The 15,331-nt window shown below is 70.0% G+C and carries 14 protein-coding genes and 1 pseudogene; 10 read left to right on the forward strand and 5 right to left on the reverse strand.

The window, feature by feature from the left end; all coding sequences use genetic code 11:
• Nucleotides 1–538 (forward strand): annotated as a pseudogene (locus TU30_RS13965) (ISKra4 family transposase); the annotation flags it as partial.
• Nucleotides 539–617: 79 nt separating this feature from the next.
• Here TU30_RS13965 and TU30_RS13970 read toward each other — a convergent pair.
• Nucleotides 618–1,082 carry a GNAT family N-acetyltransferase gene (locus TU30_RS13970; RefSeq protein ID WP_042169378.1) on the reverse strand — a complete coding sequence of 155 codons (465 nt, stop codon included), beginning with the start codon at nt 1,080–1,082 and terminating at the stop codon, nt 618–620.
• A gap of 56 nt (nt 1,083–1,138) precedes the next feature.
• Nucleotides 1,139–1,561 (reverse strand): ATP-binding protein, encoded by a 423-nt coding sequence (locus TU30_RS13975; protein ID WP_042169380.1) that lies wholly within the window; start codon nt 1,559–1,561, stop codon nt 1,139–1,141.
• 217 nt (nt 1,562–1,778) lie between these two features.
• Here TU30_RS13975 and TU30_RS13980 point away from each other — a divergent pair, with 217 nt between their 5' ends.
• Together TU30_RS13980 and TU30_RS13985 are read left to right on the forward strand one after the other, a co-directional pair.
• A complete protein-coding gene (locus TU30_RS13980) occupies nt 1,779–2,636 on the forward strand; it encodes a helix-turn-helix transcriptional regulator (RefSeq protein ID WP_052479796.1) in 858 nt (285 codons plus the stop codon).
• Nucleotides 2,633–2,863 (forward strand): DUF397 domain-containing protein, encoded by a 231-nt coding sequence (locus tag TU30_RS13985; RefSeq protein ID WP_042169382.1) that lies wholly within the window; start codon nt 2,633–2,635, stop codon nt 2,861–2,863. The genes TU30_RS13980 and TU30_RS13985 overlap by 4 nt, the downstream gene beginning before the upstream one ends.
• 46 nt (nt 2,864–2,909) lie before the next feature.
• On the opposite strand, the gene TU30_RS13990 is transcribed toward TU30_RS13985, so the two are convergent.
• Entirely contained in the window at nt 2,910–3,407 is a 498-nt protein-coding gene (locus TU30_RS13990; RefSeq protein ID WP_078878293.1) for a restriction endonuclease, read from the reverse strand.
• A 72-nt stretch (nt 3,408–3,479) separates the two neighbouring features.
• Between TU30_RS13990 and TU30_RS13995 the strand changes: the two genes are divergently transcribed.
• The 7 genes from TU30_RS13995 to TU30_RS14025 all read left to right on the forward strand — a co-directional run bounded on the left by TU30_RS13995 (nt 3,480) and on the right by TU30_RS14025 (nt 10,192).
• Nucleotides 3,480–4,880 (forward strand): helix-turn-helix transcriptional regulator, encoded by a 1,401-nt coding sequence (locus TU30_RS13995; protein ID WP_052479798.1) that lies wholly within the window; start codon nt 3,480–3,482, stop codon nt 4,878–4,880.
• Nucleotides 4,881–4,966: 86 nt separating this feature from the next.
• Nucleotides 4,967–5,458 carry a helix-turn-helix domain-containing protein gene (locus TU30_RS37205; RefSeq protein WP_234307858.1) on the forward strand — a complete coding sequence of 164 codons (492 nt, stop codon included), beginning with the start codon at nt 4,967–4,969 and terminating at the stop codon, nt 5,456–5,458.
• Complete coding sequence (locus tag TU30_RS37210) at nt 5,452–6,213, forward strand: hypothetical protein (RefSeq protein WP_234307859.1); 762 nt, start codon at nt 5,452–5,454, stop codon at nt 6,211–6,213. Before TU30_RS37205 ends, TU30_RS37210 begins: the two co-directional genes overlap by 7 nt.
• Nucleotides 6,214–6,462: 249 nt before the next feature.
• Nucleotides 6,463–7,995 (forward strand): hypothetical protein, encoded by a 1,533-nt coding sequence (locus TU30_RS14005; protein ID WP_234307860.1) that lies wholly within the window; start codon nt 6,463–6,465, stop codon nt 7,993–7,995.
• Nucleotides 7,992–8,198, forward strand: a complete 207-nt coding sequence (locus tag TU30_RS14015) for a hypothetical protein (protein WP_234307861.1) — start codon at nt 7,992–7,994, stop codon at nt 8,196–8,198. The genes TU30_RS14005 and TU30_RS14015 overlap by 4 nt, the downstream gene beginning before the upstream one ends.
• Before the next feature lie 44 nt (nt 8,199–8,242).
• Nucleotides 8,243–9,055 (forward strand): class I SAM-dependent methyltransferase, encoded by an 813-nt coding sequence (locus tag TU30_RS14020; RefSeq protein WP_042169387.1) that lies wholly within the window; start codon nt 8,243–8,245, stop codon nt 9,053–9,055.
• 222 nt (nt 9,056–9,277) lie between these two features.
• Nucleotides 9,278–10,192: a 5'-3' exonuclease H3TH domain-containing protein gene (locus TU30_RS14025; protein WP_052479799.1), complete on the forward strand. Its 915-nt coding sequence runs from the start codon at nt 9,278–9,280 to the stop codon at nt 10,190–10,192.
• On the opposite strand, the gene TU30_RS34060 is transcribed toward TU30_RS14025, so the two are convergent.
• Nucleotides 10,162–11,349, reverse strand: a complete 1,188-nt coding sequence (locus TU30_RS34060) for an NUDIX domain-containing protein (RefSeq protein WP_078878283.1) — start codon at nt 11,347–11,349, stop codon at nt 10,162–10,164. The two genes, TU30_RS14025 and TU30_RS34060, sit on opposite strands and share 31 nt — an antisense overlap.
• Complete coding sequence (locus TU30_RS14035; RefSeq protein WP_042169391.1) at nt 11,349–15,050, reverse strand: hypothetical protein; 3,702 nt, start codon at nt 15,048–15,050, stop codon at nt 11,349–11,351. Before TU30_RS14035 ends, TU30_RS34060 begins: the two co-directional genes overlap by 1 nt.
• Nucleotides 15,051–15,331 lie beyond the last annotated feature (281 nt).

A 15,331-nucleotide genomic window follows, 5' to 3' on the forward strand; every position in this document is an offset into this window, starting at 1 on the left:
GATCAACGAGCAGGCCGCCGCCCGCGACGTGCAGGTGCACATCGTGATCGACATCATCCACGTCCTGGAATACCTGTGGAGCGCCGCCCACGCCCTGCACCCCGGCGGCAGCAAGGACATCGAGGCATGGGTCGCCCGCACCGCCCGCACCATCCTGGCCGGAGACGCCCTGACCGCAGCCGAGACGATCACAACGGCCGCCACCGACGCAGGGATCGCCCCGGGCCAGAACAAGAGCATCGACGACGCCGTGGCCTACCTCACCAACAAAGCCGACTACCTGCGCTACGACACCGCGCTGGCCGCCGGCTGGCCCATCGCGACCGGGATCATCGAAGGCGCATGCCGCCACCTGGTAAAAGACCGCCTCGACATCACCGGGGCCCGCTGGGGCCTGACCGGAGCCGAAGCCGTCCTGAAACTCCGCGCCCTGCGCACCAACGGCGACTTCGACACCTACTGGGCCTGGCACGAACAACAGGAGTACACCCGCAACCACCAGGCTCGCTACCGCAACACCCTCATACTCACCGCCTGATCACACAGACACCCTCAAAAGATGCACACCCCTTGGAGTTGATGCAGGCGGCAGCCCGCGGACCACGGCCGGGAGGACGTCACCCCTCCGACAGGCGGAGTCGGTAGGTCTGGCGCGTGCCGTCCGCCGACAGGGGCAAGACAGGTGCGAAGCCAAGGTGTTCGTAAAAGCCACGGGCGTCCCGGCCAGGGTGGTCCGGCCCGAACGTCGTCACCTCGACCGTGCCCGGAGCGACGGCGAGGTCACGTAGGGCGGAGCGAACCAGCAGTCCACCGATGCCCCGGCCCCGCCAGGCGCCGCCGACCGCCAGCCAACTGATCTCGTAGAGCGGTGGATGGACCGACATCAGCAGCCCGCCGACGAGCGCGCCACCGGGCACATCCGGCGTATCGCGTACGCACAGAGCGGTCCCGCGCTCGATGTTGCGCTCCACGGCCTCCCGGAACTGCGGATCGTCGACCATGGGGCCGAACAGATCCTCGACCTCACCCGCCAGGCGCAGCCATGCGGGAAGATCGGCCTGGACGGCGGGAACAGCCTGCATGAGCGCTCTCCTGACAGGACGGGACCGGTGTTGCCGCGCGGATCTTTCGTGATCATTCAGCCATGGTCCGCTTCTTCCTCACCGCCGACGAGGGGGCGTCCGAGGCGAAACCACACCTGCTTCCCGGTGAGCAGGGGCTGGGTCTGCAACTCATCGGTCAGCGCAGCCAGCAGGAACAGGCCCCGGCCGCACTCGGCGTCGTCCACCGGCTCTTTCACCGCGGGGAGCGCGTCGTCGAAGTCAATGACGCCCACCAGGACGCCGTCGGGTACCTCACGGATCAGGAGCTCGCAGTCGCCCGGAGTGTGTTTCCAGACATTCGTCAGCAACTCGGTGACGCCGAGCTCGGCCACAAAGCTCAGGTCGCTCTTGTGCCACATCCGCAGCAGGATCCGTACGATCTCGCGCACGGGCTCCATCGCATCGGGGCTGATCTCCGGCAGCACCATGTGGTGCTGCCGGACCGGGCTGATCACCATCCCAGGCACTGGCCCTCCAAGCGGCGCGGACGTACACCCGAACGCGGTGGCACCGCGTAACCGGCACGCCACCATCCGAGTAGGCGAGACTCGATAATGGACCGCCAACTACCCTTGCGGCAAGAAGGTCCTTGAGGAAAGTCTTTCCCTTCAGGGATTTGGCATATTCCCGAACTGGCGCAGACGCTAGCCTGTCGCCCAACACAAGGAGGTGGGGATGCCGGTCGAGCCGACCCCGCGACGCCGACGCCTGGGCGCGGAGCTCCGGCGCATCCGCGAGTCCCTGCACTGGACACAGGAGGAGGCAGCCAGCCGCCTCGGATATCGGTCCCTCTCCACCGTCAGCAAGATCGAAAAGGGAGTGCAGGGACTCAAGATCCAGCAACTGCCGCACTTCTTCGAGGTCTACCAGATCGACGACCCGGCCCTGCGTGAAGAACTGCGCAATCTCGTGCGCCGCGCCGGCGAGGCCGACTGGTGGCAGCGGTACGAGGGTGTTGTCGACGACCCGCTCGGCGACTACCTCTCCCTGGTGGAGAGCGCCAGCAGCCTGTTCGTCTTCAACCCCGTCGCCATCCACGGTCTGCTGCAGACGCCCGAGTACGCCCGGGCCGTAACCGAAGGCAGCCGAGCCTGGAAGACCCCAGAGGACATCGAACGTTTCGTGGCCATGCGCCAGGAGCACCAGAAGAACATGCTGGAGCGCGACCCGGCGCTGAAGATATGGGCAGTCCTTCCCGAAGGACTCCTGCGTCAGGAAGTCGGCAGCAAGGCCGTCATGCGCGCCCAGATCGAGCACCTGATCGGGCTCGCCCGCACGGACCCGAACATCACCATCCAGGTCCTGCCCTACCGGGCCGGCGCACACGCCGGGATGGACGGGCACTTCATGCTCATGTCCTTCCCAACGAGCCGGGACCTCGTGTGCATCGAGTCCATCCGGGCCCTGCTCCACCTCAACGAGCCAGACACGGTGGAGGTGTACCGCACCACCAGCGACATGCTCAAATCCGACGCCCTCTCCCAGAAGGCGTCCGTACCGCTCCTCACCACCATCGCCAAGGATCTTGCATGAACAAGAACGAGCTCGACCCGTCCTGGGTCGAGTCCCAGCTGCGCAACGCCCAGTGGCAGACCAGCAGCAGCGGCGGCCAGACCTGCATCCAGGTCGCCTTCCTCGACCAGGGCATCGTGGCCCTGCGTGATTCCAAGAACACCGGCAAGGCCCCGCACCTGTTCACCGACGGCGAATACGACGCATTCATCGGCGGCATCCTCCGCGGCGAACTCCGACGCAACTGATCTGCACCGCTTCTGGCTGCCGGCCAGCCCAAATCTGGCTGGCCGGCTATGCCGGGGAGTGCTGTTCGTCGACGACGGCATAGAGGTGCTCGCCATGTGCCCAGCGCTTGAGCTCCGGTCGTCCGATGAGGACGATGTCGTGCCGCTCGGCGAACTCAGTTGCGGACTTGGTGAATCCGTTGAGAGCGACAATGACGGCGACATCCGCACCATGCTCGGGACGCGCGGTGCCGTTGAACTTCTGCACCGCCCCAGACCCGACCGGCGCGGTGTATTGCTTGCATTGTGCAACGATCTTGCGGCCGTCTCCGTCCCAGGCCACGACGTCCGCCCCCAAGTCGCCCGAGCCACCGACCCGGCGGGTCCGTATGAACCCGTCCCGGGCGAGCAGGTCGGCGCACGCCTGCTCGAAGCCGTTCGCGCTCATCGCGGTCAGCTGTTTCATCCGGAAGGTCAGGACCTTGGGCACATCGGCGACCGGCGGCCGGTTGATCTTCTCCGCGCTGCACACCAAGTACGTGGCGCACTGGGCGGGTCCGCTCATGCCGGCCACCACTCAAACGTCCGTGAGCCCGGGACCAAGGTCGCCTTGCGGTCCGAGATTCTGCGGTGCCCGGTGACCACCGAGGACCCCATCGTGCGCATGTGGGCGCTCACGCCTCACATGGAAGACCACCTCGTCGAGCACGACTTCATCCTGGAGTGGGTCATGGCGATCCACATGCCGCAGCCGGGCAGCAAGGAAGTTCGCACACGTCTCAACCCGGCATATTCGCTTTGGCCGGTTCCGTGTGGCTACTGTGTCGCCGCGAAGCCCATGTGGTCCCGTAGAGGGGCCCGACCCGCGACCGGCGTTTGCCGCCCGAGGATGAGCACGGAGCCCGCGAGTGGCCATGCGAGCACCCTGGTGACGCAGGAGATGGACGGCGACGGCCCCACCCCTGTTGGCCGTCACCTCGTTGAGTGGCGAATACGCCGAGGCATCACCGTGGCCAGTATGGCGACGCGTTCCGGCCTTCCCGAGCAGTTGATCAGAGAGCTCGAGGCGGGGAGGGATTGGGTCGACCAACGCCGCATCCTCAGCGCACTCGCCTCCGGTCTTCGACTGGATCCGGCTGAACTGACCGGCCAGCCCTACATGCCCTCCGGGTCCGACCACTCCGCCGTGCACTCGCTCGTGTGGCACGCACGCCAGCATCTGGCTCGTGCTCTCTCCGTCGACAGCGCCCTCGGGGAGGCTGCCCCAGAGCGACTGGCCGTCCTCGTCGAGGGACTGCAGGCTTCCGACGACGCCGGTGACCTTGCCGCCGCCGCTCTGAAAGTTCCGAGACTGCTGGAACTGGCCGGCTCGCCACAGCCCGGCGACGCCGACCGCGGGGCCGCCACTCTTCGTGCAGCGGCTCACGTATGCGTGGGTCGACTCCTGCGCCGCCTCGGGTACTGGGACCTTGCCTGGAGCATGCTTCGTCAGGCGGGTCCCCCGGCGGAGGTCCGCCCAGTGGTACTCGGAGAGGAGGTCCGGCTACTGCTGGACATGGGGCAGGCCGAACTCGCCATCTCCCGGGTGGCGCGGGGAGAGATCGACATCCCGGCAGAGGTACTGCTGCCGCTGGCCGTCGCGCACGCGACGCTCGGGCAAGAGGCAGAAAGCGATCGTCTGCTCGCCTCCGCGCATGAAAAGGCCATCGACGCGCAGCAGCAATCCCAGGCTGCCGCTGCCGGGGCCTTCGTGGCGGCGGAGCGCGGCAGCTACGACAGCGTGCTTGAGCGGGCGGCGAGTGCCGTTCGCCTCCCGGCGGGTGACCGCTCCGCCCTACTCGTGCTCACTTCGTCCGCTCGGGCCAGGCTCGGTCTGTACGGGGCTGCGTCCGAGGATTTGGTGGCCGCGGAAACCATCGCACCGTTGCACACCAGGTTGGATCCCCTGGCCCGTGAACTCGTGAGTGTGCTCCTCGTCCGCGCCCGGGCACACGCCGAGGAACTGGGCGCCATGGCCGTGCGGTTCGGCATGAGGTGATCTGTGCTCGTTCGGGGAATGCCCGGTTACGACGGCCGGACCTGGCCTAACCTACGCATGATCCAGAAGTAGTTGGGCGGACGATCATGGATGAACGGCAGCAGCAGCTGGCCACGCTGATCGGCAAGAGGGTGCGGGCGCTCCGTGGCAGGCGGGGGTTAACTGTGCGGGCGCTGGCCGGTCTGGCGGGCGTGTCTTCTTCCTACTTGTCGATGGTCGAGACCGGCCAGCGGCTCCTGAAGGACCCTGCCTACATCAACGCGATCGCCGATGCCCTAAGGGTCGCGCCGTCGGAGCTGCTGGGCCAGCCCTTCCTGCCCGTGGATCCGCACGCCACAGAGGCCCATGCCGCGATCCCGGAACTGAGGCTCGCATTGATGGGCATGACGGTGGGCAGTCCGCCTGACCGTCCGGCGCCCGAGGAGTCCGTCACGCGCTTGGCGGCGCGGGTGCGGCGCGCGAACCGGCTCTACCACGCCGCGGAGTACGGGGCCCTGGCGGTCAGGCTGCCGGTGCTGCTCGCGGACCTTCAGGCGGCGGCTGCGGCGAGCGAGGGGCGCACCCGGCGAGGGTGTTGAGGCTGCTGGCCGACGCCTACCACCCGGCATGCACCCTGATGCTCAAATCGCTCGGCTACACCGATCTGGCCTTCATCGCGGTCACCCGGGCCAGCGAGGCCATCGCCGAGCTCGAGGACCCGGTCTACACCGCCCTGAGCGGCTTCTTCGCCACGCACATCCTCATGGCGGCCGGGAGCCCGCAGCAGGCCCTGTCCAAGGCGACCGCCACGGTGAATCTGCTGGAGCAGCACCTGGCCCTCCCTCATGCCGAGGCGCTGCTCGGTGAACTCCACCTGATCTCCGCCACGAGCATCACGAAGGACCCGAGCCGGCCCGCCCGCGACCGCACGTCCGATGTCCGCTCCCACCTGGCCGAGGCGGAGCGTCTGGCGGACGGGATCGGAGAGACCCGCGCCTTCCACCTGAACTTCGGCCCGACGAACGTGGCGATCCACCGGGTCAGCCTCAACACCGACCTCGGGCACCACGGCGACGCCGTCACCGCAGGCGCCGACGTCCACCCCGAGATCATCAGCGCCCCCGGCCGCCAGGCGGCCTACCACTCCGACCTGGGACGCGCCCTCGTCCACATTCGCGGACAGGAGTCGACGGCAGCCGAGCGGTTCCTCCGCGCGGAACTGATCGCCCCGCAACGGGTCCACGCCGACGCCCTGATCGGGGACTCCGTCAGCTACCTCCTCGGCAGACGGCTTCCCGCCCATGTGCAGCGCGACCTGGCCGGCCTCGCTCACCGGATGGGCATCAGCCGATAGGCCCAGGTCCGTCACGCTTCCTATTCGGATGGGCGCGGCTTCAGACCGCCTTGTTTCCGCGTCCCGGCTGCGTGGTGTAGCCGCCGGAGCACTGACTGTTCACCGCTGTGAACAAACAGAGGGTCCTGGGCGCCTACGGTCTGGCACCGGCTTCGCACGGGAGGGTTCTCCGCGTGAAGCCGGGACGCACGACTCCGACGGGCGCCGGCCTTTCCGGTGCCCCGCTCCGTAGGCGAGAGAGGGAAGCCGATGCTCGAATCCGTCCGCCACCTGGGAGAGGTGGCCCGCGAGTGGAAGATCAACCCCGAGGACGTGCTGCTCATCGCGCTGAACAGCTGCGGGGCTCGTTCGCCGCTGGACAAGCCGCGGATGCGGTTCCAGCTGGCGCTGGACTCGCGGCCGGCCGACCCCTCGTACCTGATCCTCTCCCTGGGCCGCGAGGACTCGCCGTTCGAGATCGACGAGCACGAGCTGCGGCTGCGCGGTGAGCGGGTCGGCGCGGTCACCGGCATCGAGGACGATGACGCCGTGTTGGGCTACTGGCGCAACGGCACCAAGATGCTCACCCTGAACTCCAACCAGCGGTCCCAGTGCGTCGGGTGCACGTTCTGCCCGAACACCCTGGAGGGCGCGTCGGACCCGGCGATCCGCGAACTCGACCTGCCCGGCTACTTCGCCACCCTCGCGGCGAACTCCGGGATGCCGGACCTGTCGGGGGTCGAGACCGTCACGGTGTGCACCGGGTGCTTCCTGTACGAGCACCTCGCCCTGGAGCACCTGGAGGGCGTGCGCGCCGCGATGCGCAGCACCGGCTGCGAGGGGACGCTGCACTTCCTGTCGTCGCTGCTCACCAGCGAGGCGGGCCTGGACCGGGCCGCCGGGCTCGGGCCCTTCCACCTGACCCTGACGGTGGAGTGCTTCACCAACCGGGCGAACATCCTCAAGGGGTCCAAGGCCGCGCTGACGGTCGACCAGATGGTCGCCACACTCGGGGCGGCGAAGGAGCGGGGCATCACCACGGACTTCACCTACATCGTGGGTCTGGACCCGATCGAGGAGGCCGTGGAGAACCTGAAGCGGCTGGTGCCGGTGACGACGACGTTCCCCCGGTTCCAGACGTTCCAGGCGCACAACCCCTTCATGGACGTCTACCGCGCGCCAGGGTCGGACACGATCGAGTGGAACCTGGCCATGCGCCGCGCGGTCGAGGAGCTGTTCGTGACGACGGGGCTGCGGCCGCAGTGGTGGCAGAACTACCGCTCGCCGTGGGCGTACACCTTCGCCGGGGAGCAGCTGACCGGGGGGGCGGATCTGATGGCCGGCCGCAGCGGTGGTGCTGTGACGGTGGTGCGGGCGGTGCGGGTGTGGCCGGTGGCGGGGCAGCCGGCCGGTCTGCCGCAGGGGTTACCGGATGCTGTGGCCGCAGTGGCGGTCGCGCCGGCGGGTCCGTCGTGGGCGGAGCACCGGACCCGGTTCGCGATCGAGGTGGTCGGCGACGGGGTCTCGGGCTGGCACGCGCCGGTCGGGGAGGGTGTGGCGCGGCTCGTCGTGGACGCCCTCGCCGACGGGCTGGTCGGGCACGACGCGGCGGCGCCGCGCAAGCTCGGCTACCGGCCGAGGACCGGTCGGCACCAGCAAGGGGCGCACGCCCGGCAGGCCGTCTCGGCTGTCGAGCTGGCCTGCTGGGATCTGGCGTCGCGGGCCTCGGGCCAGTCGGTGCCGGAGCTGCTGGGTGGCACGCCGGCGGCCTCAACCGCTCCGGCCACGACCGGCTGGCCGTGATGATGCAGTACGGCTACCGGTGGCTCAACGCCGTCGACGACCCCGCCCCCGACCTCCTCGACCGGCCGGACCTGGACGACGTCGCACGGCAGCTCCTCGGCGCCCGCGACCGCCACCCCGACGGCTCCGTCGCCCGCGAAGGCTCCGGCGCGCGCCCCCTGGCCGACTGGTGGAAGCACCTGAACACCGCTCCGGCTCGTTGACCGAACACCCGACCCTGACCGAACCCCCGCGAGAGACTGGACCCGTGACCTCCTCCACCCCCTCGTACACGCCCGACGAGCTGTTCGCGTCCACCGCGCCGTACTACGCCGCGCACCGGCCCCGCTACGCGCCCGAGTTCTACACCCTGCTCGCCGACCGCTTCGGCCTCGACGGCACCCAGCGCGTCCTCGACCTCGGCGCCGGCCCCGGCATCATCGCCCTCGACCTCGCACCGCTCGTCGGCGAGGTCGTCGCCGTCGACCCCGAGAAGGGCATGCTCGAAGAGGGCCGCCGCCTCGCCGCCGAACAGGGCATCACCAACATCAACTGGCGCGAGGGCGACTCCACCACCCTCCCGGCGATGGACCTCAGGCCCATCCTGCTCACCGTCATGGGCGCGGCCTACCACTGGATGGACCGCGACCAGGTCGCCCGGGACCTCGACCGGATCATCGAACCGGGCGGCGCGATCGTCCTCGCCTCCGGTGGCGCCCCCGGCGACCTCGAGCCCGCCGACTGGCGCCACGTCGTCGACGAGGTCCGCACCCGCTACCTCGGCCCCGAGCGCCGCGCCGGCTCCGGCACCTACTCACACCCCAAGGAGCGCCACCAGGACGTCCTCGCGCGCTCCCCCTTCTCTCAAGTCGACACCGCGCGTTGGGACCACACCCTGACACGCACCGTGGACGAGGTCATCGGCTGGGTGTTCAGCCTGTCGTACTCCAGCCCCGCCCAGCTCGGCGAGCAGAAGGACGCCTTCGAGCAGGACCTGCGCGCAGCGCTGCTCGCCTTCGCCCCCTCCGGGCGGTTCGACGAGGTGATCCGCACCGAGGCGATCATCGCCACCAGGCCCTAACCGGCCAGGGCCGACCCGGGCGTACTGCCCGCATGACATCACCCAGGATCGGCAACGCAGCCGAAGCGCGCGTCGCCCGTAGCCCCGCGAGCGGGGCCACGGGCGACCTGGTGCTGGCCGCACCACGACCGCGGCTAGACTCCAGGGTCATCCGGGAACGGACGCCCGTACGCCGCGGTCACCGGCACCAAACAGCACGCACCGCCCCCTGGAGATAACGCCATGACCGCGCCCCTGCTGCTCGTTGACGGCCACTATCTCCTCCACCGTGCCTGGTACGGATTCGCCACTCGCATTACCAGTCGCGACAAGACTATCGACCGCACCGGCGTGTTCGGCTTCATCGCGCTCCTGCGCAAGGCACAGGTCCAACATGCCGGCGGGTTCGAGATCTTCGTGGTCTTCGACTCCGAGGCAGGCTCCCAGGGCCGGACCGCAGTGGACAGCGACTACAAGGCTCAGCGGCCCGCCCCAGAGCCCGGGCTGATCGAGTCTCTTGCCCTGATCAAGAACGCCCTCGACCACACCGGCGTCAGGTGGATCGAGCAGGACGGCTGCGAGGCGGACGACGTCATCGCCACCCTGGCAACCGCTGCCCGCGCCGAAGGCCGTGCGGTCGACATCATGACCACCGACAAGGACTTCATCCAGCTCCTGGCCGACCCCAGCGTGCGCCTGTTGAACACCGACTTCGCCATGGAGCGCCGCTACACCACAAGTGAGCACGTCCTCCCCCGCTACGGCGTCCTCGCCGAACAGTGGCCGGACTTCCGCGCCCTGATGGGCGACTCCGCCGACAACATCCGCGGCATCCGCGGCGTCGGCGCCAAGACCGCCGCACGGCTCCTGGCCGACGGGCGCCAGCTCGAGAACATCCCTGCCGAGGAACTGCGCCCTGCCTGGACGGCGCAGTGGGCTCAAGTTCTACGCTGGCGCGAGATGATCAAATTCGACACCAAGGCCGCCGTCCCCGACAACCTCCTCATCACCTCCTCATCACCTCCCCCACTGCGCCGCTGCCCACGGCCGCACAGGTCCTGGAAGCGCTGCACCTGTGGTGATGACCAAGGTCACGGCAACGCCTGTTTCTGTCCAGGCGGGTGTGGTCACAGGGCGCCGTCGAAGATCTGGCGATGAGCGTTGACGAAGGCATGCTCGCGGCGGCTCCATGCGATGCGTTGCACGATGGCTTCCGCGCTGACGGGAAGGCCATCTGAGGCGAGCCCTTGCTCTGCCCAGAACCGGGCGTTGCGGATTTGCCTCTCCAGGATGGAGTCGACGAGCGCGCCGCGGGCCATGGCATCCAGCCCGTACGCGTTCACGAGGACTCGGACCTGAGCCGCCTGGTCCTCGACGGCGGGCGCCGTCGGCTTGGCGCTGATGCACCAGGTCCACGCCATGTAGCCGAGGTCCTCAAGCGGGGAGCCGGGGGCCGCAGTGTCGAAGTCGATGAGAGCTGTCGGCACCCCGTCCCGGAAGACGACGTTGTTCGGACCGGGATCGTGATGGCAGACCACCGGGAAGCGGCCGGCGAGGTCGCTGCCTCTGGTCGCGTCGTGGAACGAGCGCAGGAGCGTACCGGCGGCGTTGACCTGCCGGTTTGACCAGGTGCGGAATCGCTGGGGAACCTCTCCGGGAAGGAAGTCGAGGATGTCGCTCGCTCCCTCGCGTCGAAGGTAGCGCGGAGCACCGTCGAAGCCCCGGGCGTGCAGCAGCCCGAGGAGTGCGGCGACGAAGGGGGAGGCTGGGGTGGAGGGGCGCAGGACGGTGGCACCGTCCCGGACGATGCCCGTCGTCATGCGCCCGCCGGTCAACGCCACCGCGCCCGGTGTGGGCGCGGGGAGCGCCGACGGTGTGCTGGTCGCCGGGCGGCCGGGCCGGGCGGTGTGATGGGCGGTGCCCTCGGCGGCCAGCAGCGAGGTGAGGCCGCCGGTGGAGAAGGGCAGGTGCGCGTCGGCAGTGGAGAGTGCGACCCAGGACGCTTCGGTGATCTCCTCGTCCCCGCCCGCGGCGGGCTCGCCGTAGACGTAGGCCGCGCGGAAGACCGCGAAGAGGTCGTGGGCGTCGGCAATCCGTTCGCCGACGTGGACCAGAGGGCCGACGTCCACGACCACCCCGGCTTCCGCCAGGGTCTCGCGGGCGGCGGCCTCGGGGAGGGTCTCACCGTGCTCACGGCGGCCTCCAGGCAGTCCCCACTGACCGCTTCGACGGTCTCTGACGAGCAGCACCCGCTGGGCCGTCGGATCGGTGACCAGGGCGTACGCCGAGTCGACTCGTTCGAGTGGAGCCGGCATCAGTTCTTCCCTTCGCCGGGGCTGTTCCACCCCGGGTGTGGGCTCGCCGGGGAGGTCAGGACCTGGGCGAGGTGGTCGGCGATGGTGAAGGCGACCTTCGGGTCGGCGAGGAAGCCGGCCGGTTCGATGCTGCGGGTGACCATCAGCGGGATGACGTCCCAGTCCAGGTCGCCGGGGGCCTGACAGGCGCGGGCGGCCGCGGCCGCGTGGGCGGTGATGGTAGCGGCCTTGGCTAGGAGCTTGTCGCGGTAGCGGGCAGTGAAGCGCTGGACGTGCTGGAGCAGGGCGTGCGGGGCGACCGCGCCTTCGGGGTTCTTCGCCTCGATGACCCACAGCCGCTGGGTGGCCGGGTCAGCGACGAGCAGGTCGATCTCCCCGATGAGGCCGGGAATGCCGAGCTGGGCGGCGGTCTTCTCCAGGAGGCGGAAGCGGTGGGGCAGGCCGGCGGTGCGGGCGACGGACTGGAGGTCGGCTTCCAGGCGTTCGTCGAGCTGCTGACGGTAACGGCGCAGGGCGTCCCCAACGGGCCGGGGCAGGTCGGGATGCGGGAGGCGGCCCTCGTCGAGGTAGGCGGCGTAGAGCTCCTGGGAGGTGTGAAGGAGCCAGGGCAGCAGGAGCAAGCGGCCGCCGTGTTCGATCAGCGGGTGAGTAGTGGGCCGGATGCGGCGTTCGACCTCAGTGTAGGCGTGCGCCCCGGAAGGGGCCGCGTTGGCCGAGTGCAGGCGCAGCCGGTCGACAGCGGCTGCCAGCTCGTCGTCGGGCAGCGCCGACCAGGCGGCGGCCTCGTCGATCAGGTCCTCGGCGGTGACGGCGGCGATGCCGTCCGCTCCGGTCGGCCAGTCGGCGGCCGTTGCCAGCACGGCCCCCAGTGCATCGAATCCGAAGCTCCAGTGCTGGCACAGGAGTTGGTCGGCGACGGCGATCTGGCTGCCCGCGGGCAGGCGCGGCGCGGTGAACTCGACGCGGGCCCGGGTGCGGGCCGTGGAGAACACGGCGGCCGGGTCGAGGTGTTCGGGCGGGGCAGCGGCGGCCTGGGTGATGAAGTGCTGCTGCCGGGCGTGCTGGTACGCCTGTGCGTCGAAGCCGAGGTGGAGCAGCTCGGCGCCCGGGCCGGCGGTGTGCGTCTGGTCAGTGTCGGTGAGGGTGAACACGCCGGTGGTGTGGGTCTCAAGGTGGAGGTCGTGCAGCCGGCGGGCGGCGGCGACTGCGGTGGTGCCGCAGTGCAGTACGAGCTCGGCGAGGGCGACCAGGTCGGCGACGGCCAGGATGTCGACGGGTCGGCGGCCGGCGGGTGGGGTGGTGATCGCCTGCTGGAGGAGCAGCTGCAGGGCGGACGTGGCGGTGGCGGCATCGGCCTGGCGGCGGACGGCTTCCTGGGCCCAGTTCTGAGCCCAGGGTGCGGCGAGGTTCACGGTCACCTCGTGGTGGCCGCGGGTGCGGCTGGCCCAGGCCGCGTTCAGCTGCCGAGCCAGTTCGTCGACCAGGTCCGGCTGGTGGGATCGGATCTGCCGGGTGAGCTCGTCTTCGAGGGCATGAAGCAGTTGCTCGGCGGGGCCGCCCCGGGCGAAGGCGTCAGCGCCGTGCCAGGAGCCGACGGGAACTCCGGCGCGGCGGACGGCGGTGGCCGCGCGGCGCAGGGCCCGGGCGTGGAGGTGGCTCGTGCGCGGAAGCGTGAAGTGGGGGGCGGTCGCGGGCCAGAAGGTGGCGGTACCGGTGAAGCGTAGTACCGGGTGCGCATTGTTCCAGGCTTCGGCGAAGGCCTCTGGATCGGTGCCGCCCCCGACGCCGCGCCCGCGGCGGATCCGCTCGACCAGGTGGTGCAGGAGCCTGCCGAGCACACGGTGGCCCTGGTGGCCGTCGCCGGTGAAGGCGGCCAGCAGCGGCGGATCGAAGTCGATGCCGATCCAGGCCCGGTCAGGGTCTGCACCGGCGTGCAGCGGAAGCCACTCGCCGGCATCCGGCTCGTCCCTGCCGGGGCCGGGGCTCGGGGGCTGGTGGGGTCGGGCGGTCCCGGTCAGCTGCATCACGACGGGGGCGCCGTCGGGCAGGGTGAAGTGCTCGGCGACCGCGGTGCAACTGGTGATCGTGGTGCGGATGCTGTCGGCCAGTCCGCTCATCGCAGCCAGATCGAGCACGGCGCCCTGGCCGCGGGCGGGCCGGGCGATGATGGCCATCGGCGGGACAGTGCTGATCCGCACCAGCAGTTCGCCGGGGCCCGGTTGGAGAAGGTCGGCATCGGTCCCGGGAACGGCGGGGTCGGGGTCAACGAGGTGGGCGAAGCGCCAGTGCAGCGCCGACGGCAGCCCGGCAGTGGCGAGGACGTCGTCCAGGCGGGCCCAGGCCGCGGCCCGCTGCCATGTGAGATCGGCCCCGGCCGCCGGAACGACGGCGACTTCGTTGCGAGGCGGGCCGGGGAGCAGCAGCGTGCCCGCGCGCGACCAGGCGCTCCACGCGTCGAGCGGCTCCTGGTGGAATACGGCGTCGACGCCGGGGTGCTCGGTGAGCTCCAGGACAAACAGGGCCAGCAGGGCCGGGTCGCCTTCCGCGTCGGCGAGGATCTCGGCGAGCTCTTCGGCATGCACGTAGCAGGTGTCGAGAATCAGCTCCGGCCCGAGCACCCGGGGTCCCCCATAGACCACGAGCCGCCCGCGGCCGGGCGGCTGTTCGGCGAACTTGGCTCGGCCCTCCTCGATCCTGGTCGACAGGAGGCCGTCCGCGAGCGCGCAGACGACGGCAATGTCGTAACGGTGAGTGGGTGAGGAGATCACGCACACCGGCCCGGGCCGGGCGGGTGCCCCGTCCAGGCCCAGCAGCTGGGCGACGCGGTCCACGGTCAGCGACTGGAGGCACTCCTCGGCAGCCGGCCCATCCGGGACCTGGGTGATCAGGGACTCCAGGGCCGCGGCGAAGCTGTTCAGCATGGCGGAGGCCGGGACCAGCCGGCGGCGGCCGTGCGCAACGACGGCGAGCACCGGCCCCAGGAGCGGTGCTCTGGGGTTGTAGCGCAGCGACATGGAGGTGATGTCCGAGGTCAGCCAATCCAGCGCGCGAGCGGCGCGTTCCGGCTCCCGACATCCGGCGGCGATCTCAGTCGGGTCGAGGTCGGCCAGCCCCTCGACGGCGTCGTACTCGTCGGGGTTGATCCCGCAGGCGATGTCCTGCGCGGACCGGTCGTCGTACACCTCGGGCCACGCCAGCGCCAGCGTCGACACCACCCGGTCCGTGCAGCGCAGCACGAGCTCCAGAACGTCAGTGAGGGTGAAGCCATGCACGGTCAGCACAGACTCGTCGACCGCTCGCGCCGTCAGCTCCGCACAGCGAAGAAACATCACCGGGTGGTCGAGCTGCCCAGGATGAACCAGCAGCCGCTCCCCCGCCACCTCGTACCGCACCAGGGCACGCGGGTCGTTCGGCTCCCTCTCCGTCAGTGTTCCGCGTCCAGGGGCAGCACGGACAACGGCTTCGACCAGTCCCGGCAGATCCTGTGCGCCCGCGCGCCTCCCCAGCCGGACGGAGCCTCGCAGGACCCGGGTCCACAGCAGCAGCAGGTGATCGTGGAAGCGAGAGCAGCCGGGAGAGGCCAGCGCGGTCTCCAGCAGCACTACCAGCGATTCGGTCGAGTAGCGGGCCAGCGCCCGGTCAATGGGCTTCCACTGCACCCGCCGGTGCTGGGCGGACGTGGGCTGCTGCGCCGTGGCCATGGTGGATGCGTCTCCTGTGCCGATCGTGGTGAAGCCAGCCTTGCAGGAGAACACCCCATGGCATCGGGGAAACTTGTCTTCGGCCAGTCGCCCGTTCCGGTTATGGCTGGGCCGACCGCACAGCGACTGACAGTTCACGGACGCCGCTGGTATGGGGATGACGCTGGGCGAGTTCGGTGATGATGGCGATGCTGGGGCTGTTGTGGCCAGCTACACCACGGGGGCGTTGAGGCTTCCTGCTCGGATCGCATCGAGCAGCTCGTCCTTCGAGCGCCTCGGGA

Origin of the sequence: Streptomyces sp. NBRC 110035 (assembly GCF_000829695.1) — a bacterium.
Lineage (GTDB): Bacteria > Actinomycetota > Actinomycetes > Streptomycetales > Streptomycetaceae > Streptomyces.